This window comes from Paenibacillus sp. FSL H8-0259, assembly GCF_037963255.1.
In the GTDB taxonomy this organism is placed as follows: Bacteria; Bacillota; Bacilli; order Paenibacillales; family Paenibacillaceae; genus Paenibacillus_AQ; species Paenibacillus_AQ phytohabitans.
Genome location: NZ_CP150147.1, coordinates 4186022 through 4206940 on the forward strand (window position 1 = coordinate 4186022; position 20919 = coordinate 4206940).

Annotated in this window: 15 protein-coding genes; 14 read left to right on the plus strand and 1 reads right to left on the minus strand. The window is 51.2% G+C overall.

Annotated elements, in window-relative coordinates; genetic code table 11:
* The 14 genes from NSU01_RS17795 to NSU01_RS17860 all read left to right on the plus strand — a co-directional run bounded on the left by NSU01_RS17795 (position 1) and on the right by NSU01_RS17860 (position 20320).
* The gene (locus NSU01_RS17795; RefSeq protein WP_042137488.1) at positions 1-1038 is read left to right on the plus strand and encodes an autoinducer 2 ABC transporter substrate-binding protein; all 1038 of its coding nucleotides are present in this window, start codon (positions 1-3) and stop codon (positions 1036-1038) included.
* A 26-nt stretch (positions 1039-1064) separates the two neighbouring features.
* Positions 1065-1574: an ureidoglycolate lyase gene (locus tag NSU01_RS17800; RefSeq protein ID WP_042137490.1), complete on the plus strand. Its 510-nt coding sequence runs from the start codon at positions 1065-1067 to the stop codon at positions 1572-1574.
* Positions 1575-1644: 70 nt separating this feature from the next.
* Positions 1645-2958 (plus strand): ArgE/DapE family deacylase, encoded by a 1314-nt coding sequence (locus NSU01_RS17805; protein WP_339302320.1) that lies wholly within the window; start codon positions 1645-1647, stop codon positions 2956-2958.
* Between the two features lie 72 nt (positions 2959-3030).
* Complete coding sequence (locus tag NSU01_RS17810) at positions 3031-3765, plus strand: glutamine amidotransferase (protein WP_042137493.1); 735 nt, start codon at positions 3031-3033, stop codon at positions 3763-3765.
* A 198-nt stretch (positions 3766-3963) separates the two neighbouring features.
* The gene (locus NSU01_RS17815; RefSeq protein WP_042137495.1) at positions 3964-4914 is read left to right on the plus strand and encodes an ABC transporter permease subunit; all 951 of its coding nucleotides are present in this window, start codon (positions 3964-3966) and stop codon (positions 4912-4914) included.
* A complete protein-coding gene (locus NSU01_RS17820; protein ID WP_081970010.1) occupies positions 4908-5804 on the plus strand; it encodes a carbohydrate ABC transporter permease in 897 nt (298 codons plus the stop codon). The genes NSU01_RS17815 and NSU01_RS17820 overlap by 7 nt, the downstream gene beginning before the upstream one ends.
* Before the next feature lie 118 nt (positions 5805-5922).
* Entirely contained in the window at positions 5923-7530 is a 1608-nt protein-coding gene (locus NSU01_RS17825) for an extracellular solute-binding protein (RefSeq protein WP_144026014.1), read from the plus strand.
* Positions 7531-7650: 120 nt separating this feature from the next.
* On the plus strand, positions 7651-9093 hold the full coding sequence (locus NSU01_RS17830) for a response regulator (protein ID WP_076243147.1): 1443 nt from the start codon (positions 7651-7653) through the stop codon (positions 9091-9093).
* Positions 9094-9113: 20 nt separating this feature from the next.
* Entirely contained in the window at positions 9114-10964 is a 1851-nt protein-coding gene (locus NSU01_RS17835; RefSeq protein WP_042137499.1) for a histidine kinase, read from the plus strand.
* An 891-nt stretch (positions 10965-11855) separates the two neighbouring features.
* A complete protein-coding gene (locus NSU01_RS17840) occupies positions 11856-15014 on the plus strand; it encodes a family 43 glycosylhydrolase (protein WP_083705363.1) in 3159 nt (1052 codons plus the stop codon).
* Between the two features lie 2 nt (positions 15015-15016).
* On the plus strand, positions 15017-16729 hold the full coding sequence (locus NSU01_RS17845; protein WP_076243146.1) for a beta-L-arabinofuranosidase domain-containing protein: 1713 nt from the start codon (positions 15017-15019) through the stop codon (positions 16727-16729).
* Between the two features lie 209 nt (positions 16730-16938).
* A complete protein-coding gene (locus NSU01_RS17850; protein WP_076243145.1) occupies positions 16939-18138 on the plus strand; it encodes a phosphoenolpyruvate hydrolase family protein in 1200 nt (399 codons plus the stop codon).
* A gap of 108 nt (positions 18139-18246) precedes the next feature.
* On the plus strand, positions 18247-19470 hold the full coding sequence (locus NSU01_RS17855; RefSeq protein ID WP_076243144.1) for a Tm-1-like ATP-binding domain-containing protein: 1224 nt from the start codon (positions 18247-18249) through the stop codon (positions 19468-19470).
* Positions 19471-19489: 19 nt separating this feature from the next.
* Positions 19490-20320: a phosphoenolpyruvate hydrolase family protein gene (locus NSU01_RS17860; protein ID WP_076243143.1), complete on the plus strand. Its 831-nt coding sequence runs from the start codon at positions 19490-19492 to the stop codon at positions 20318-20320.
* A 75-nt stretch (positions 20321-20395) separates the two neighbouring features.
* Here the strand turns inward: NSU01_RS17860 and NSU01_RS17865 are convergent, their stop codons facing one another.
* Entirely contained in the window at positions 20396-20569 is a 174-nt protein-coding gene (locus tag NSU01_RS17865) for a transposase (RefSeq protein ID WP_256703783.1), read from the minus strand.
* Between the last annotated feature and the right edge of the window lie 350 nt (positions 20570-20919).

Consider the following 20919-nt stretch of genomic DNA (forward strand, 5'->3'; position numbering starts at 1 on the left):
ATGAAAAAAATGACATTAGCGTTACTGACTGGCGTACTTGCTTTGAGCTTGACTGCTTGTGGAAATGCGGGGAATTCTCAGGCGGACACCGGCTCCCAGACTAATAACGGGGCTGCCGCTTCCGGCACTAGAACCTACTTCATCAACCCGAAATCGATCGGGCCTGCTTACTGGGCTGCTGCGGAGAAGGGAGCCAAGCAGGCGGCCGGGGATATGGGTGTTGAGGTTGTATTCAATGCACCAACCGAGGCGGATTCATCCAAACAGATCAACATGATTCAGGACATGCTGACCCGCAAGGTAAGCGGAATCGGTGTATCTCCGAACGATGCCAAGGCGGTAGGACCTGTCTTCAAAAAAGCTGCCGACCAGGATGTGAAGATCGTCACCTGGGACAGCGATGCACCGGATACCGACCGTCAATATTATGTAGCCCCGGCCACTGACGAAGAAGTCGGAGAATTGCTGGCTAAGACAATCGGTGAAGAGATGGGCGGCAAGGGGCAGGTTGCCTTCATGGTGGCAGGTCTCGGCTCCCAGAATCAGATTGCCAAGTCTGATGCGGCCAAAGCCTATTTTGCAGCTAACTATCCTGACATCGAGCTGGTAACGACCGTATCGAGCGACGATGACCAGCAGAAGGCTTATGCCAATGCCCAGAACTTAATCCAGACTTATCCGGATCTCAAAGGGATTATCGGGTTTGCGGGCGGTGAGCCGCCGGCAGCGGCTGAGGTCGTTGAACAGGCGGTGAAGGCGGGCACGATTGAGCAGGGGCAGATCGCCATTACAGGGATTGCCGTTCCAAGCGTTGTGAAGAACTATATCGCCAACGGCACGATCAAAACGGATATTATCTGGGACCCGGGCAAGCTTGCATATACTACAGTTTACATTCTGGACCAGCTGGCCCAGGGGAATGAAATTAAAGACGGGATGGAAATTCCGACCGTGGGCGCTGTCAAGGTTGACGGACAGAACGTATTCATCGGCACTCTTGAAGTCACCAGTGAGAATGTGGACAGCTTTGACTTCTAGTCAAAGCTGGAAAGGAGGCAGCTTATATGGAACATAGAGTCATCATAGAAGATTTGACGGGAACCGCATTTGCCCCGTATGGCAAAGTCATTGATCTGCCGGCAACCGAGCCATCCAAGACAGGTGACGGCTGGGACTGCTGGAGCTATATTCAGATGCTGGATGTGTCGGAGCCCATCGGCTTCGGCTTGGTGGAAACACAGCAGCGCGCGTTCGTGGTTACTGCGATGGAACGGCATGTAAGCCGCGAGGAGCTGCTGCTCACCTTCGACCGGGAGATCATTCAGCCCGTTGCCTGCTGCAACGACATCGAAGACCCGGAGGAGCAGCCTGATCCCCTGACTGTGAAATGCTTCCGCATCAAGCCGGGACAAGCCATTGTCATCGGCCGCGGAGTCTGGCACAGCCCGTCTTATCCGGCGTCCGAAGATGCCCGGTATCTCTTTGCCATTGAGAAGAAGAAGGACAAGTTCGGAGATGAGATGATTAATCCGTGGGTAGATTTCATTGGTGGAGACACCATCCGGTTTGATTAAAGGTTAGACTACAGCGGGCGCCGTTACACCGGGATGCAAGCCCGGTGCAGACGGCCGAGAAGGAGTAGAGATGATGAATCAGGAACAGCAAGTCATGGAATGGATTGAAGATCATCAGGAGGAAATCCTGGAATTTTTGCAGCAGCTGATCCAGATTCCCAGCGTCAACCCGTGGTTCTTCGATGAACCGGGTCCTTTCAAGGAGAAGGAGGTTCAGGAATTTATCTCCCGTAAGCTTGAGGGCCTCGGCGCTGAGATCGAGATGTGGGAGCCGAATGCGGATGACCTGAAGCCGTATGAAGGAATGGCGGGTTATTACCCGGGACGAGATTTCACCGGCAGACCCAATCTGGCAGCAACCTTCGGAAAAGACGCTCCCGGTAAGTCCTTATTATTGTTCGGTCATATCGATGTTGTCATGGCGGGCTCGAAATGGACGGTTGATCCGTTCGAAGGCACGATCATGGACGGAAAAATGTACGGCCGCGGCACTGTAGATATGAAGGGCGGCGTTGCCGCAATGATTATGGCTGTGGAGGCGGTTCTGGGCAGTGGACTTAAGCTGAAGGGGCCCGTTGTAGTGGGAACCGTGGTGGATGAGGAAGCCGGAGGCATGGGGGCACTCGATTTCATTCACCACGGATACCGGGCCGATGCCTGTATATTGACCGAACCAACCTCGCTGACGATTGCTCCGCTGTGCAGAGGGATTCTGTGGGGCAAAATCAAGATTCAGGGCCGGAGCGGCCATATCGAAATGCCGCAGGCGGACTGGAAAGACGGCGGCGCAGTAGACTCCATCAAGAAAGCACGCTATATCCTGGATGCGTTCGACCGGTTGAATGAGCAGTGGGCCGTAAGCAAGACTCACCCTTATTTATCGATTCCCTGCCAGGTGCATGTGGCCCAGCTTAACGCCGGTGAATACCCGACCTCATTTGCGAATGAGGCAGAGATTGTCTTTAATGCGCAGTACCTGCCGTCCGAGCGTGATGAGAAGCTGGTCGGAGGGAACGTGAAGAAGGAATTGACAGACTTCCTGCGCCAGGCTGCTCTGCAAGATCCATGGCTAAGTGAGCATCTGCCGGAAATCGAGTGGATGGTCGACGCGGATTGTGCAGAAACCGATGTGGACCATCCATTTGTGCAGACCTGTGTCCAGTCCCTGCAGGCGATTGGCGAGGCAGGCACCATCGAAGGGCTTGGCTTCCACACGGACATGGGCTGGCCGGTTAATGTAGGCATTCCGACGATTAACTTCGGTCCCGGTGACCCGAGCCTGGCTCATCACAGCGATGAATTCACACCCGTAAATGAAGTGATCCAGGCTGTGAAAATGATCGCCAAGACGATTATCGACTGGTGCGGGACAGAGAAGGCTTAAGCTAGCGATCAACCGGCCGTGCAGGCCTTAATGACCATATATGGAATACGGAATACGGAGGGCTATGATAATATGAAAATTTTGTTTATTGGAGAATCCTGGGTAGTGCATATGATTCATACCAAGGGGTATGACAGCTTTACATCCACAAAGTATGAGGAAGGGGCCACTTACCTGCTGTCCTGTCTGCGCAAAGAGGGGATTGAGGTAACCTATATGCCTGCCCATGAGGTCCAGGTCCGGTTTCCCCAGTCGCTTGAAGAGCTTAAAGCGTATGATGCCATAGTCATCAGTGATGTAGGAGCGAATACGTTCCTGCTGCAGAACCCGACTTTCTACCAGATGCAAATCATACCCAACGCTCTGGACAATATTAAGCAGTATGTAGAGGAAGGCGGCGGTCTGCTGATGGTCGGCGGCTACCTGACGTTTATGGGAATTGAGGGTAAGGCGAATTACACGAATACGGTACTGGCCGAGGTGCTGCCGGTTATTATGCAGAACGGAGATGACCGGGTGGAGATGCCTTCAGGGTTCTCTCCTGCAATCGCCAAAGAACATCCGCTTGCAGGCTACGGCGAGTGGCCGAAGCTGCTTGGATACAACAAGCTGGCGGCCAAGACGGAGGCCGAGGAGCTGCTGAGCCATAACGGTGATGCCATTCTTACCGTTGGCACTTACGGCAAAGGCAGAACCGCAGCCTTTGCCAGCGACTGCTCACCGCACTGGGGCTCCACGGAATTCATGGAATGGGAGCACTATTCAGCATTCTGGGCTAACCTCGTCAAGTCGTTGAAGCAGGGTTGACATCAGATTTTGACGAGAGAATTCAATGTACAGCAAGAACAGCGTCTTCCGTAACCGGAGGATGCTGTTCTTTTTATATAACTTTTAGCCTTTTAAGTTATTACCAAATTCATTTAAGGGATTACATTTTCTTATTTTCCCCGGAAGCTATAATGAAGGACATGAGAGCTCCTTAATACAGCCGGAGGGATGAGAGAAATGAAAGCGGTTTTATACAATCAGCGAAATCGTGTCGGAATAAATAAGAGAAATACTTTTTGGTTCAGAATAAAAAGAGATGCCATCCTCTATGCCCTTTTGCTGGTGCCTCTGTCGTACATTGCCATTTTTAAATATGCTCCCATCTATGGCTTGATTATGGCATTCCAGGATTACAACATCTTCGCAGGAATAAGGGGGAGCGAGTGGGTTGGACTCGATGTGTTCCGGTTTATTTTCCAGCAGGACAGCTTCTATCGTGCACTGAAGAATACCCTGGTGCTGAATGTTCTGGATCTGATCGCGGGATTTCCGGCACCGATTCTGCTGGCCATTCTTCTGAATGAAGTAAGGCAGGCCAGATTCAAGAAATTAACCCAGACGGTCCTGTATCTGCCGCACTTTATGTCCTGGGTGATCATTGGGGGGATTGTATACCTGATGTTCTCGAACAGCGGGATGGTCAATCATTTCATCGCTGCCCTCGGGCTAGAGAAGATTGAGTTCCTGTCGCAGAAAGTCCCCTGGCTGATCACCTACATCTTCGTTGGCGTCTGGCAGAATATCGGCTGGGGGACGATCATTTATCTGGCGGCGATCACCGGAATCAATAAGGAATTGTATGAGGCCTCCGATATGGACGGGTGCAGCAGGCTCCGCAAAATGTGGCATATTACTCTGCCCGGCATTAAGCCGACCATCAATATTCTGCTGATCCTTCAGATTGGCCGGATGGTGTCCATCGGGTTCGACCGCCCCTTCGTGATGGGGAATTCACTGGTCAGTGAATATTCCGATGTAATCAGTACGTTCGTGTACAGAGTGGGGATTAGTTCGGGAGATTTCTCCCAGGCTACAGCAGTAGGCTTGTTCCAATCCGTGGTCGGTCTGACCCTGCTCATAGGCGCCAACTACATCGCGAAGAAATTAGGGGAGGATGGAATATGGTGAAGCTGATGAAGAACGTGCGTCCAGGGAAAAAAATGAGTGTAGCCGATATTGCGATTATTGTATTTATCGTGGCCTTATCCTTCACATGTATTGTTCCATTCCTTTATATGATAGCGCTTTCCCTCAGCTCCAATGAAGCGATCGTTTCCCAAAAAGTAGGACTGTGGCCGGTAGGCTTCACAATAGAGACTTACAAAACCATTCTGAGCGATATGGATATGCTGTACACGCTGGGATATAGTATTGTGCTTACCATTTTCTTCACCGTCGTGTGCATGTTCCTGACCATTTGCGCGGCATATCCGTTAACGAAGAAGCGGCTGTGGGGAAGAAATTTCATTCTGTCAGCCCTCGTCTTCACGATGTATTTCAGCGGCGGACTGATTCCTTCCTATATTCTGGTTAAAAACCTCGGTATGATGAACACGGTATGGAGTCTAATTCTGCCGGGCGCCATGAGTGTCTTCAACCTGATCATCCTGAAAACGTTCTTCACCTCGCTTCCTGAGAGTCTGGAGGAATCAGCGTCCATTGACGGGTGTTCGGATCTGGGCATTCTCATCCGGATTGTGCTTCCGCTCTCGCTGCCTTCCATTGCCACATTAAGCCTTTTCTATGCTGTGGACCGGTGGAATGGCTTCCAGGATGCCTTGTTCTATATTACGAAGAAGGAGCTGTACCCTATGCAGCTCAAGCTGTACCAGATCATTTCGGCCAATCAGCAGTTGGATAGCCAGCAGGGGGGAGAAGGAAGTATAGGCTCCTTCATTGTGCCTGAATCCCTGAAAGCAGCCAGTGTCATGTTTACAACGATCCCGATTCTACTGATCTATCCCAAACTGCAGAAGTATTTCGTAGACGGTGTGATGACCGGGGCGATCAAGGGCTGATAGAACAACATATTAGATCAAAGGAGGGGATTCCAGGACAGTTGAATGATAAATGTAAAGCTAAGGGTTTACAGCATGAACGATTTCAATAAACAGGGGCATGAAAGGGTGGTTTATAGTGAAGACGGACATGAAGAAAATAGCAGCAGTTCTGTGTAGTACAGCTCTTCTGGCCAGTGTTGCCGCAGGCTGTGGAGGCAATGGCAACAAGAGCGGGGAGACATCATCGTCAGAGGCATCAACGACTGCATCTGGCGCCCCTTCCGGTGCTCCGGCAACCTTGACGGTAGAAGTGTTCGACCGCGGGGTTCAGGGACAGCCGGATTTGAACAACAACAAATGGACCCAATACGTTAATGAGAAATTCGGCAAGCCCAATAACGCCATTGTAGAATTTGTTCCTGTCCCCCGCTCCCAGGAAGTCGACAAGCTGAATGTGTTAATGGCCGCGAACCAGGCTCCTGATATTTCCTTCACCTACGACGGGACCCTGGTCACCCGCTTCGCCAAAAGCAAGGGACTCTATACGCTGGACGAATTGCTTGAACAGCACGGCCAGCAATTGAAATCGTACCTGGGTGAGAAGGTGCTCTCCTACGGAAAATATGACGGCAAACAGGTCTCCATCCCGGGCAAGCGGACCCTGCTGGCCTGGAACGGAATGTTCATCCGCAAGGATTGGCTGGATAAGCTGGGCCTGCCGGTTCCGACGAACCGGGACGAATTGTATGAGACGCTGGTAGCCTTCCGTGACAAGAACCCCGGTAATGTTGACGGCGTCATCCCTTGGGCTACAGCGGCTGCCGGGATGAACTACACCTTCGGCAACCTGGTGCAATCGTTCTGGAAGTCCATGCCGGAGGAGGAATTCATCACCACGTCGAACTGGCTGAAGCCCGGTAACAAGGAGGCTTACCAATGGCTGAACAAGCTGTACAATGAGAAGCTGATCAGCCCCGATTTTGCCCTGGACAAAACAACCAAGCAGGCGGATGCTGATGTAACGAACGGCAAGGTAGGCTTCTATGCCGCCAACTGGGATTATCCGATGACACAAAAAATCCGTGTTCCGCTGAAGCAAAATTCGCCGGAGGCCAACTATGTTCCGATTGATACCTTCAAGAATGACGAAGGCAAATACCTCAAAGAGGTATATAATGAGAATGGTATATTCTCCTTCATTCCCAAGAGCAGCAAGAACGCGGAGCTGGCGATTAAATATCTGAACTGGATGGCTGATCCGGAAGTGATGTTCTTCCTGCAGTTCGGTGATGAAGGCGTTAACCACAAGATGGTAGACGGCATCCCTCACGGGATTGCACAGACCGGCGAGAAAATGCAAATGAGCAATTTGAATATGGATTATACGATGATTGTTAACGGCGCTGAGCTGGGCGATACCGAAAAGAATGTCAGAACCTATGCGGCAGCGCTGGCTGCCGGGGACAAGAGTTATGAGAAGCTGGCGATTGACTCCTATGCAATCAATACAACGGACGGCTATAGCAGCTACAACTATGGCATACCGAACGAAGCCAATATCAAGTACGGCAAAACGCTGGGCGACATGAACAAGCAAATGATTGACAGGCTGATCGTTGCAAAGCCGGCAGAGTTCGACGCCCTGTACGAGAAGCTGGTGAAAGAATATATGGACGCCGGCGGTAAAGCTGTTCAAGAGGAGAATGTGAAGAATTACAGAGAGAGCCAAGCCGCCAAAAAATAATCTCATCATATTCGGATAAGCCATTGAGAGTTCATCATCATGGTTTATCCGAATTTCGGTTGCTATTCCCGGACAATTTCACTATTATTCAGAGGAATCCAAAGGTTCAGGAGGCTACCCATGTACAAGGTCATGATTGTAGATGATGAGTCGTGGGCGATAAGAGGAATACAGAACGCCTTCGACTGGGAGAAGTATGGCTTTGAAATTGCAGGACAATATACAAGCGCTTACAAAGCGTGGGAGGCCATACGCACACAGCAGCCGGATTTGGTGTTTACGGATATCCGGATGCCGGATATCTCAGGGCTGGAACTGATGAAGCGGGCCAAAGCTCAAGGGCTGAACACCGAGTTTGTCATCGTAAGCGGATATGGGGAATTTGAATATGCCCAGGAAGCGATACGCCACGGAGCGCTCGATTATTTCCTGAAGCCTCTGGATGTCGATATGGCAGATACATTCATTGCGAAGCTGGCCGCTCACTTTTCCCGGAGAAGCGCAACGCGCAATCACCTTCTTCTGGATGCGCTGACCTCGGGGGATGAGACCGAGATCAGGCGCTTCCTGCCGCTTCCGGCCAGCACGGCTGTATGCTATTACCAAGTGTTTGCGGTCTATTTGCGGAGTGATATTAAGGGTATCAGGAAGCTGTTGTCTCCGGAGGGCAGGAACATAACTGCCGTGGAGGTTGAAGCCGGGTCCCGGAAGCTGCTGGTCGTGCGGATGGCTGAGCATCTGAGCGGTTTGGAGTGGACCCCGGATGCAGAGGTGCTGACGGAGACGGGAATCCAAAGTGTGGGCATCAGCAGCATCAGCAGCCAGCTTCAGCAGGTGAGCAAGCTGATTAAAGAAGCTGACCTGTCCGCCTCGCATATTTTTCTGGAGCAGACTTCAGCAGCCGTTCACTATGAGCCGAAGCTTCATCTCATGAAACCTTGTATTGATGGACTCTATACGATCATTCACGGGAATTCGCTTGACGATATGGAGGTGTACATTACAGGACTGCAGGAATACTTCAGGAACCATCATCTGGGCATGGGTGAGGTGGTCTACTTATGGAATCAGGCAGTCGGGATGCTTATCAACGCGTATGCTGAGGAACTGAGGGACATGGAGCTGGAATTCCTCAATTATTCCGAGATCAAGGAACGGTTCGAAGACTTTGCGTCTCTGTGCAGCTTCTTGCTTGACGTCCTTACGGTCATCCGGCAAGGCAGCAGCCGTTCCTTGCAGGAAGGGGATATCCTATCCTGCTTCAACCGGATGGTCGCCTATATCGACCGGAACTTTGAGCAGAAGTTGTATCTGAAGGATTTGTCTGTCCAGTTCTTCATTAATCAGGTGTATTGCTGCCAGTTGTTCAAGAACAATCTGGGCAGAACCTTCTCCGAATATGTGGCAGAGCTGAGGATCAGGAAAGCCCGGGAGCTGCTGAAGCATACGGACCTGTCCATTGAGCAAATTGCCGTTAAGTCGGGGTATGTGGATTATTATTATTTCAATAAAGTGTTCAAGAAGCATTGCGGGATGACGCCCACCAAATTCAGAAAAAGCTAATCGGATCGGAGCGGTAAGCCATGAAGACCAGTAAAGTGAAATTAAAACATCAGATATGGCTTATCTTTTTTTTCTCGATCGTTATATTTACCGTCATGGAGATCTATTTCTTCCATAGCTTCTCTAATTTAACCCAGAAGCGGGCTGCCACTTACGGCAACCAGATGATTGAACAGACCCGCCACAAGATTGATACGGTGTTCAATGATATCCGGGTCAGCACCGGAATTGCAGTCAACAGCAAGCTAATTCAGGAATTCTCCGTAGAGGTTGATGACTACAAAAGAGCGTTCGACAGCGGTCCGTATGCACTGGATCTTATGGAATACATGAGATCCTTCAATTCCTATGTGAACGGCATCATCATTAACGACATCAAGGGAAGGCGGCTGCACAGTCTGGACTCGGCAAGCGGCGATATTTTTTTCATCAACCCCTATGATACTTTTATTCAGAAATATAAGGATGACCCTATGCTGCGGGAGCAGGGGATGTTCACCACGATTCTGAAAGACGAACGGACAGGTACGGAACAGTTCTTCTATATCGCGCCGATTGTGGAGAATATTGGGGGAGTCTATTTCTCCCAGATTACAGGTTACTGCACCGTGATGGTCAATATGGACAAGCTGCAGGGGCTGGTGGAAAATACAGAATTAACAGCCAATTCCACCTTGTACATACTGAATAACCGGGACGAAGTAATCGCCTCCACGAATTCTAATGCCCGCGGTACCTTGTTCAGGGATGTGCTGTCTATGGATAAGGATATCTTGCTTAATGGTGTAAAAGAAACCATCGACGGGGAGGAGATTCTCGTTCAGGTCAAGGGTCTGGAGGAGGCTGACGGATGGCGGGTTGTTAGTATGATTCCGGTGCGTGAACTGACTGCGGACATGGCCCCGATGCGGAAGGTCAGTATTATCGTCGGCATTGGCATTATTCTAACCATGCTCTTAACCGGCAGCTTCTTCATGAACAATCTGATGCGTCCGTTAATGGGACTTGTTATGGATATGAAGAGGGTCGGGCGGCGGGACATGGGCTTCCGCATTAAAGTCCGGTTCACCAATGAGGTGGGCTTGCTGGCCCGCGACATTAACCGGATGATGGATGAAATGGAGGAAATGGCCAGAGACATGTTTGGTACCCAGGCTAGACTCTATGAATCGGAGCTGAGTCAGAAGCAGGCGGAATTCTCTGCCCTGCAGAGCCAGATTAATCCTCACTTCCTCTATAATACGCTTAATTGTATCAGCAGCATCGGATTGGAATACGGAAGCAGAGAGATTGCGCAAATTACCTACTGTATGTCCAAGATTTTCCGGTACAGCATCAAGAAGGATAATCTTGTACAGATCCGGGAAGAAGTGGACTGTATTCAGGCCTATATGAAGATTATCTTAATCCGCTACGAGAATAAATTCTCCATGGAGCTTGATGTGGAGGAGAGGCTGCTATCTATGAAGACGCCCAAGATGATCCTCCAGCCTATTGTGGAGAATTCTGTCTACCACGGGCTGGAGCGGATGGACGAAGGCGGCCGGCTTCTGGTTACCGGAAGGATGGATGAGCATGGAGATGTGTGCTTCTGTATTACAGATACAGGGAAAGGAATGGAACCGGAAGTACTAGCCGCCCTCCAGGCCAAGCTGGGTATGGAGTACCCGGCGCGGGCATCAGACGGACAACCGGTACAAGGTATTGGGATCACAAATATCCATAACAGGCTCCGGCTGCTGTTCGGAGAAGGTTACGGGATCACTATAGAAAGCCGGTTCGGGCATGGAACAACAGTGACCGTGAAGATCCCGCAGCTGGCGTACGACCGCGATACGATTGAAGAGTTTAGACAATCTGAGGGAATGTGAGCTATGACGACGCCGATCCTGCGGACAGAAGAATCCCGTCCGTAATTCGTAAGATCCGGCTGGATTCCCAAGGTTCCACTGGAGCTCATCAGACAGATCTTTACCGGGAAGGGTAGATAGCCTGACTCGTACCATCAGGACCCATCTGTTATTCAGGATGTGTCCTTTTTTGATTGCATGGCTTCAGAAACTGGGAAGAGTATGGGCAAGGGTGTGGCAGCGCTTGTCGTCGCCGGAAATAGTTATGATGAACTACACTTGCTCATGAACAGAGGTGTCCTTCACAGGGAACAGTTGGAAAAATAGCACTTAATAGGCGGCAAATCGAGCAGAGTAGAGGAAATCCATGAAATTAAATGACGTTTTTCCAACTAATTCTCTCAGACGCTGCAAAGCATTCAAATTAAGATACGTTTATCCAACTAATCATTTATTCCATATAAGAGGCCCTAAAGAAATTAATAAAAAGCAAAAGAAGCGGAGGGGAAATTTGGAACTGTAGGAGCGGTAGCGACCGCCTGAAAGCTTTCCGCAGGAAAGCTAGCATCGGAAGCAGCAGCAGTCACCGGATTTCCACCGCGAAGAGCCGTATTAATCAAGAAATCTGGTGACAACAGCGGCGGAAGTCCAAATGTTCACCGCAGTGACGACGAAGCTTCAAGTTCAATACTTAAGTGCCTCTTATATAACCTCAGATTCACCCTCCGGTTGATTTTATGGTTTCCTGCCACAGTGAAGGCACTTTTTCTAAAACGGTTACAAAAACCATTTAAGATAGTACATTTTTTATAAGTTCTCCAGAAGGTAGAATGAGGACGCTAACCTGAAAAATCTAAACAAGAGGGAGATGAAAAAATGAAAGCGTTTTTATCTGTCAAAGGAGGGCTGCACATGCCTGGCAAAAAATCCAGAGTGCTGCTGCTGTGTCTCGCACTGCTGCTGATGCTGCCACAATGGGGTGGGGTGGCTGCTGCGGAAGAGTCAACGCCGGCTTCACCGGGGCCGGCCGCTGTACAAGGAGGGAATAACGTGTCCGATTTCTACAATGTTATTATGCAGACGGGAGCCGATCCTTGGGTATACCAGCATACGGACGGCTATTATTACAACGTATTCGTCAATGCCAGCGGGATCATGATCCGCAGGGCGAAGACCATCACCGGCATTGAAGCGGGTGAGCGGAGCCTGGCCTGGACACCGGTTAAGGGGACGCAGTATAGCTCCAATGTGTGGGCGCCGGAAATGCACTATCTCAAAGATACGGACGGAGCGTACAAATGGTACATCTACTTCGCAGCCGACAACGGAACCAACGCCAACCACCGTATGTACGTGCTGGAGAACGCCAGTGCAGATCCGCTAAGCGGAACCTGGGAGTTCAAAGGTAAAATCACCGATCCCACCGACCGCTGGGCGATCGACGGAACGGTGCTGACGGTGGGTGAACAACACTATTTCATCTGGTCCGGCTGGGAAGATACGGACGGAAGCTTCCAGAATCTATACATCGCCCGGATGAGCGATCCGCGGACCATAAGCTCGCAGCGGGTACTGATATCTACGCCTGAACATGATTGGGAGACGTCCCCGGGCAGAATCAATGAAGGTCCGCAGATCACTATAAAGGGGGACACCATTAATCTGATCTATTCTGCCAATGGAAGCTGGACAGACAGCTACTGCCTTGGGCTGATTACCGCCAAGCTCAGTGATGATCCGCTGAATCCGGGCTCCTGGATTAAGCGCGATCAGCCGGTCTTTTCCAGTGCGAATGGCGTGTACGGCCCGGGCCACCACAGTATCGTCACCTCTCCAGACGGTACAGAGGACTGGATTATCTACCATACCGCCCGCTGGCCGGGCTCAGGCTGGACCCGCAATGTCCGTGCGCAGAGGTTCACCTGGAATGCAGACCATACGCCGAACCTGGGAGAACCCGCCGATCCGAACAGTCCGCTTGCAGTGCCTTCGGGTGAGCCGGTGCGGACGCGTTATGAAGCGGAAGCAGCGATACTGGTGAAAGATCCGGCTGGTGAATCTTTCCCGGCTGTCCGGCGGGAAGCCTCCGCTTCCGGCGGGATGAAGGTCGCCAACATCAGGAACGCCAATGATTATGCCCGGTTTACAGTTAACGTGCCGGAGGCGGGCTTTTATATGCTGTCTGTACGTAATGCCAATGGCTCACCGGATGCGGGAGAGGCCTCCCATATCTTGTCGGTCAACGGCGGTTCCGGTGCTAATCTGAACATCGTCTATTCGGGCTTGAACCGCTGGGGGGCTTCCACGGCGAAGGTCTATCTTGAACAAGGCAGCAACACCATCAGCTTCTACAAGGGGAAAAATGTTGCCGAAATCGACAGTATGGATGTGTTCCGGCTGAATACGTCAGAGCTTCTATTTGAAGCTCCAGGGTTCACGCTGGGCTTGGGGGAAACCCGCAGTTTGCCCCTGTATTCGGTAACAGGCACTACTTATTCCACTGTTAATACAGGAGCGGTCTTCAGTTCTTCTGATACGAAGGTGGCCGTTATTACAGGGAATCAGATTGAGGCTCTAAAGGCAGGCAGTGTCACTATCACCGCTGCCTACAACGGGAAAACAACCACGGCCGCGGTTACCGTAACTGCAGAGCCTAAATCGGTGCAGTCTGTTGTGATGAAGGGATTGTCCCCTATACTGACCAGCGGGCAGACCAGCTCGCCCCTTCAGCTAACAGCACATTATAACAACTATGAAGTTCGAAAGGTGACAGGCGATGCCCAGTATACCAGCAGCGATCCCGAGGTAGCCAGGATGGAGTCCGGTTCGGTTAGCCAATCGGTGTATGCGGTGAAACCGGGCACAGCTCTTATAACAGCCACATATAGCGGTAAACAGGCGGAATACAACCTGACCGTCATCCCAGCTTCTGAGGTGGTTCAAGTGGTAACTGCGGTGAGGACTCCTTCTGGTGTAAGCCCCAAGCTGCCCGGCATTGTGGATGTCGTTTACAATAATAAGCCGAAGCAGGCCGCTGTCGTCAGCCGGGAGCTGACAGGACTTGATTTCAGTTCGATTGGCACAGTTCAGGTGCCTGTTACCCTGAAGCTGGCCGGACGTGAGTTCTTCTCCACCGTTTCCGTAGAAGTTGTTCCGGGTTATGGTCTGGATGAGATTGTGAACCAGCTCCGCGGCAAGCTGGTCAATTTCTCCTATCCTTTGGGAGACGGGCTAGGTAACTATAGTCAATCGAAGTATAACGCCTTCGTGGCAGAAGTGGATCACGCGGAGGAACTGGCCGGGAACGCGAATTTGACCAAAGAGCAGTTTGACAGGGAGCTTAATAAGCTTGCTGAAGCAGAAGCCGCCCTGTTAGCTTCGCTTAACACTACACAGGATGGCGTGTTCTATAACGCTTACCGGGATTTCTCCGGCGACACGGAAGGCAAATACCCTTACGGTATTGTCAGCGAAGCTCTCACTGGCGGCGCTACCGCCACTGTGCAGGAGGAAGGCGGGAATAAATTCCTCCGGCTGACGACTACCGCTACAGCCGGCAAGGCCAATCTGTTCCTGCCATATACAGGTGAGGTCAAAGCTGAGGCGGATCAGCGTGTCGTCATCGAATACCGCGTCAGATTAAACAGCAGCTTTCAGTACGCCAATGGAGCCATGGTGAGAAACGACAGCGGTACCAGCAATTATTCCATGGTCACGGCGTTTGATACGGGTAAAATCATCGTGCAGAATGGAGCCTCCAATAAGGTTAAGGTTAAAGACTTCAGTCTGAGCACATGGTACAAAATCAAAATGGTCGCTAACTGGGACGCCAAGACTTATACCGTCTATATTAACGATGCTCCTGCTCCGGTGGCCACGGACTTCAGCTTCCGCCATACCGGCGGCAGCAAGCTGACCGGCCAGCTGTTCGGCATCGACGGCTACGCCAACGCCTCCATCGACTACGACGACTTTAAGGTTAGCATGATTAATATTAATACTGATGTCGATACTGCCCAGCCGAAAACATATGATACACCTGCTGAAGCAGCGGGAGCCCTGGAGGGATAGTTATGTCAACTCCGACGTACGAGAAATTTGAGCCTTTACGAAATGCGCAGCTTGTTCTGGGGTATCTGACATCCATGGTGGATGAGAAAGCGGATAACCTTCCGTATTGGCTTGTGCTCCCTCATAAGAAGCCTGCGGAAGCTGCTCATTGCCGGGTAGACGACGCGGAGCTGGTCGGCTCCTGGTACGAAGCCATTGACGCCGTCCGGAAAATGCTGAAGACCGAAGAGGGAGCTGAGGTTCAGTTATCCTTTTACCGCCATCTTATGAAGTCTTGGGGAGAGCACGGGCTGCGCTTTCATGAGCCATACTCCTGGACACATACGAATCACAGCTCCTTTCACGAAATGGGCTATATTCTTCCGGCACTGAACAGGATGGTGGAGAATAACCCTTTGGACCCGGAACCGGAAAAGAAGGCTTCCGAGCTTGTAAGAGGGCTACGCTCCCTTGTCATCGAAAGGAAGGTAAGAACCTTCTGGTCAGGTGATTATGAGGAAAAGGAGCCGGTATATGAATTCCCCAATGACGTATATTTGAAAGACGGCGGATTCGATCTGTCCAGGCACACCGGACGGGGGGAGCAGGGAATTCGCAATGCGATTATGCTTCACTCCCTGGTGCGCAGATATGAGATCACCGGAGACGGGGTGGCGCTTGATCTGGCTGTTGGCATTGCCAACCACCTCCTGGGACCCTCGCGTTATTTTAATTACAAAATGGAGTTTTTCGGCCATATCCATTCGGCAGGCTGGGTTGCCTCCGGACTCGTCCGTCTTGGACGCATCACAGGCGCCGGGCGGTATATTACCGCGGGTAAAGGGATCTATGATTATATCCGTTCCTTGTCCTCCTCCTTCGGCTGGGTACCGGAATATGCCCAGTGGCATCCGCAGCATGAGGAGCACTGTGAAACCTGCTGCATTAAGGATATGATCGAATGCGCGAATGAGTTAATTCTGGCCGGGTACGAGGAATATTGGAACGATATGACCCTGTTTGCACGGAACCAGCTGGTGGAGAATCAGCTCAAGGTGGCATCTTATGTAGTGACAGACAATACCTTACCTGATGGGCAGGGGGTCACCTACAGGGAGATTGACAAGAGAATGATTGGCGGCTTCACCGGCGGCTCCCTCGTCAACTCCATCTCATTGTCCAAGTTCCGCTCCATTGCGGGCTGCTGCGTCGGCATGGCTCCGGTGGCCCTGGAGATCATATGGAACCGGGCGGTGGAATACCGCGGTGGAATGGTTCTCGTTAATATCCCTGTCGATAAAGAAACAGAGGAAGCCACGGTGAGCATGAATTACCCCGATACAGGCTATATTTCCATCAAGCCCAAGCAGACATATGATGTTGCAGTACGGGTGTACGACTGGATGGGGCAGAATCTCGAAGGGAGGATTAATGGAATAGCCTGTGCACCCTCAAGAGAGGGAAATCTGGTGGTATTCCGCAATGTTAAGGCAGGGGATATAGTGGAGCTGGAGCATCCTGTGGAGACGGCGGTGGTACAAGAAACGGTGCGCGGCGAACAATATTCGGTATCCTGGAGAGGTTGTGATGTCGTCGATATTGTTCCGCGCGGAGAGCACTTAAGACTGTACCAGCGGGATTTACAGGTCCCGAAATACTATCCGTCGGCGGATGATGTTCACTTCACCGGAGCCGCCAATTATGGTCCTACCCAGCAGGCACAGGGGAAAAAGTAACGGCAGATACGGATACAGACCCTTCAAATACAGACCCAAACAGAAACCATAACCCGCAAAAGTAACTTTGCGGGTTATGGTTTTTCAGCTCCTGTACATTGTTATAATAGAAGATACAGGATTGAAGCGCTCTCAGTAGCAGGGTGGCTTTTTCTTTTATATAAGATGGTTAAGATTGAGGAATCTGAAGAGATGAGGAGCGATAGAGCTTGAACAGAACAGCCATACTGGAGCGCCTTCAATCACAACTGCATGAGGGTAATCATGTCATTGGTGTCTCGACAGGTACGGGGATTACAGCCAAGGTTGCCGCCCAGAGCGGAGCGGACTTTATATTAATGCTGAACTCCGGCAAGTTCCGCCAGATGGGGAGAAGCTCTCTGGCAGGCTTTTTACCGTTCTGCAACAGCAATGATATGGTGATGGACTTCGGGTCAAGGGAAATTGTGCCGCTGGTGAGGCATACTCCCGTGCTCTTCGGGCTGAATGCGAATGATCCCACCAGAGAAATAGCCGGTTATATAATGGATATCAAGGACAAAGGCTTTGCGGGAGTCAATAATTATCCGACAGTCGGCCTGATAGACGGATTGTTCAGAGAGGCTCTGGAAGAAGACGGAATCAGCTATGACAAAGAGGTTGAGGCCATACGACTGGCCCACCGGGAGGAGCTGTTTACGGTGGCCTTCGTATTTGACGAGTCCCAGGCGGTCCAGATGCTCGAGGCGGGGGCAGATGTAATCTGTGCTCATCTCGGCCTGACCGAAGGCGGATTAGTAGGGGCGCGGAAGGTTGTCTCCTTAGAGGCAGCCAAAGCAAGGGCACTGCGCATTTTTGCTGCCTGCGGGCAACTTAAGCCAGATGTGATTAAGATGATTTACGGCGGTCCGGTGAAGACACCCGTCGACGTCCAGTACATGTACAGTAATAACACAGATATTATGGGCTACATTGGCGGCTCTGCCTTCGAACGGATTCCATCCGAGCAGTCGATTACGGCAATTACCCGCGATTTCAAGCGCCTGGGCAAGCTGAATGAGGATGATTTCATGGTCAAAATGCTCAGCGGCATCACAAGGCATTATGATTATGTTGAGTTTGTTAAAGAGTATGTCGCACATAACTACAGCGATGAAGTTGTTTTTGCGGATCTGGCCAAGGTAGCTCATGTATCGCGCAGTTATTTGAGCAGCTTGTTTAAACAAGAGGTGGGCTGCAGCTTTCAGACCTATCTGGTGAGCTTCCGCATCAATAAAGCTGCGACGCTGCTCCAGGCACCGCAGCTTCAATTATCCGAGGTGGCCGCGATGGCAGGGTATCCGGATTATGCCCAATTCAGCAAAATGTTTAAAAAGCTGAAGGGCTGCTCTCCCAAGCAGTACAGATCTAACCTAAACACAAAAACATAGTACATAAAAGCGTTTTCACTCTTAAGTAAGCCCCGTATGATTAGTCTATAGCGCTCGGCTACCGGGATTGAGCACTGTTCCAGATGATCCATATGAGGAGGCAGCAGAATGAAGACCATCGCAATAGCTGGAACGTTTGATACGAAAGGTGAGGAGTATCTATACATTAAGAGGATTGCAGAGGAGCTTGGGCTGGGGACCCTGATGATCCATACAGGCGTGTTCGAGCCGGCCTTTGTTCCGGATGTGTCTAACCGGGAGGTGGCGTACGCCGCAGGCATGGACATAGAGGAGCTTGCAGCAAGGAAGGACCGGGCTTTGGCTACTGAGCTGCTATCCCAAGGATTGGAGAAGCTGATTCCCCAGTTGTACAAGCAGGGGAAATTTGACGGTATCATATCCTTTGGGGGTACCGGCGGAACCTCTCTGGTCGCTCCGGCTATGAGAGCCCTGCCAATTGGCGTTCCGAAGGTATTGGTATCAACGGTTGCATCCGGAAATACAGCTCCATACGTAGGCACAAGCGATATTATCATGATTCCCTCTGTGGTGGATGTCGCAGGCTTGAATTCGATTTCCACAGCAATATTTACAAACGCAATATATGCGATGGCGGGAATGCTTAAATTTGAGCATACGCATATACCGGAGAAGAAACCGCTAGTGGCAGCCACGATGTTCGGAGTAACAACGCCCTGTGTGACAGCGGCAAGAAAATACCTGGAGGAACGGGGCTACGAGGTGCTTGTGTTCCACGCCACAGGTATCGGGGGACAATCAATGGAGGCGCTCATCGAGGCGGGTTTCATTGAAGGGGTACTCGACTTGACGACGACCGAGTGGGCGGATGAGATCATCGGCGGTGTCTTGAATGCGGGGCCGCACCGGTTGGAGGCTGCAGGACGCAAGCGCATTCCGCAGGTCGTTTCGGTGGGCGCTTTGGATATGTGCAATTTTGGACCGGCAGATACCGTGCCGGAGAAATTCAAGGATCATACCTTTTACCAGCATAATCCGACCGTTACCCTGATGAGAACGACAGTGGCGGAGAATGAACAGATCGGAAGGAAGCTGGCAGAGAAGCTGAACATGGCCGAAGAGAGCACCGTGCTGATACTGCCGCTTAGGGGCATTTCCGCAATTGATGTGGAGGGGCAGCCCTTCTACGGGCCGGAGGAGGACCGTATGTTATTCGATAGCCTGCGCCAGCATGTTGACCGCACAAGGGTTGAAGTCATTGAGATGGATTGCGCCATCAACGATCCGGCCTTTGCAGAGGCTGCAGCACTCAAGCTGATCGAACTCATGCATGCACATCGATTTCCTGAATAACAATAAGGAGGATATACGAATGAACAAGCTAAGCAGAACAGAAATTATGGCCAAATTCAAGAATGAGGTGGATCTGGGCAAGATTCTCCTCGGTGTCGGGGCCGGCACAGGGATTACGGCCAAGAGCAGTGAAGCAGGCGGAGCGGATATGCTGATTATATATAATTCCGGCCGTTACAGAATGGCAGGCCGTGGTTCACTGGCGGGCTTGCTGTCCTATGGGGATGCCAATCAGATCGTCGTTGAGATGGGCGCAGAGGTGCTGCCCGTTGTCAAGCATACTCCTGTTCTGGCAGGGGTATGCGGCACAGACCCGTTCCGGGTGATGGAGGTATATCTGAAGCAATTGAAGGAGCAGGGCTTCAGCGGTGTTCAGAACTTCCCTACAGTAGGCTTGATTGATGGGGTATTTAGACAAAATCTGGAGGAAACCGGTATGGGGTACGACTTGGAAGTTGAAATGATCCGTATCGCCCATGAGCTGGATTTACTAACCACCCCGTATGTCTTTGATCCTGTGCAGGCCAAAGCCATGGCGGAGGCGGGTGCTGATATTCTGGTTGCCCACATGGGCTTGACGACGAAGGGCACGATCGGTGCCAGAACAGCACTGACCCTGGACGACTGTGTAGAACGAATTGAAGCGATTATTGAAGCCGGGCGGGCTGTGAACCCGGACATCATGATTATTTGCCACGGCGGACCGATTGCAGAGCCGGAGGATGCCGCTTATGTCATTCAGAGAACGAAGGGCATCGATGGGTTCTTCGGCGCGTCGAGCATTGAGCGCTTTGCGGCAGAGAAGGGCATTACACAGCAGACCGAGTCTTTCAAATCGATTTCGAAATAACTACGGGAAACAGGTCATTGCCTTAAGGGGCTGTCCCAAAAACTACAAAAAGTGAGCAGAGCAGCGATTCTCCCGTTATTGGAGCATCGCTGCTCTGCGTTTTTGGTCATTGGTGGCTTGCTTCAGCAGATTATGAGTAAGCAAAAGCCAACCGATCTCAAGCGTCACTTTTTCCATGCCGCGAAGCAGAAAGCGCCGGAAGTCCCAGTTATTCTTCAGTTGTCCAAATACACTTTCCGGTTCCGTCATGACGTTTCCGAATTGCCTGAATCTTATCCTTTTTCAGGTAGGCGTAGTTTTCTTAACTGCCGTAGCCTGCATCCGCAATCACCGTTCTGGGAAATTCCCCACGATCGGCCGCGCCTTTTCCATGATGGTATCGTCAAGCCGATTAACGGCTGCGTTAATGAGCGCGATCGAGGAGGTTTTCTGGAATGTCTTCTTCCAAGTCCATTGGCAAGCAAAGTTGGTCCATGGACTATTGAATGTACAAAGAAATCGCTCCTTTTGGTAAAGCGGAAGCGTTCGCCTTGGTCTCCGGATTTTCACCGCTAAGGGAAATGAAAAAAATCTGGAGAGCACAGCGATTGGAACAACGG

What these genes read in the sequence shown, in the direction of transcription:
- NSU01_RS17795 (WP_042137488.1), top strand. Translation starts at nt 1, where the DNA reads ATGAAAAAAATGACATTAGCGTTACTGACTGGCGTACTTGCTTTGAGC.
- NSU01_RS17840 (WP_083705363.1), top strand. Translation starts at nt 11,856, where the DNA reads ATGCCTGGCAAAAAATCCAGAGTGCTGCTGCTGTGTCTCGCACTGCTG.
- NSU01_RS17865 (WP_256703783.1), bottom strand. Translation starts at nt 20,569, where the DNA reads ATGACGGAACCGGAAAGTGTATTTGGACAACTGAAGAATAACTGGGAC.
- NSU01_RS17860 (WP_076243143.1), top strand. Translation starts at nt 19,490, where the DNA reads ATGAACAAGCTAAGCAGAACAGAAATTATGGCCAAATTCAAGAATGAG.
- NSU01_RS17835 (WP_042137499.1), top strand. Translation starts at nt 9,114, where the DNA reads ATGAAGACCAGTAAAGTGAAATTAAAACATCAGATATGGCTTATCTTT.
- NSU01_RS17830 (WP_076243147.1), top strand. Translation starts at nt 7,651, where the DNA reads ATGTACAAGGTCATGATTGTAGATGATGAGTCGTGGGCGATAAGAGGA.
- NSU01_RS17800 (WP_042137490.1), top strand. Translation starts at nt 1,065, where the DNA reads ATGGAACATAGAGTCATCATAGAAGATTTGACGGGAACCGCATTTGCC.
- NSU01_RS17855 (WP_076243144.1), top strand. Translation starts at nt 18,247, where the DNA reads ATGAAGACCATCGCAATAGCTGGAACGTTTGATACGAAAGGTGAGGAG.
- NSU01_RS17805 (WP_339302320.1), top strand. Translation starts at nt 1,645, where the DNA reads ATGATGAATCAGGAACAGCAAGTCATGGAATGGATTGAAGATCATCAG.
- NSU01_RS17820 (WP_081970010.1), top strand. Translation starts at nt 4,908, where the DNA reads ATGGTGAAGCTGATGAAGAACGTGCGTCCAGGGAAAAAAATGAGTGTA.
- NSU01_RS17810 (WP_042137493.1), top strand. Translation starts at nt 3,031, where the DNA reads ATGAAAATTTTGTTTATTGGAGAATCCTGGGTAGTGCATATGATTCAT.
- NSU01_RS17845 (WP_076243146.1), top strand. Translation starts at nt 15,017, where the DNA reads ATGTCAACTCCGACGTACGAGAAATTTGAGCCTTTACGAAATGCGCAG.
- NSU01_RS17815 (WP_042137495.1), top strand. Translation starts at nt 3,964, where the DNA reads ATGAAAGCGGTTTTATACAATCAGCGAAATCGTGTCGGAATAAATAAG.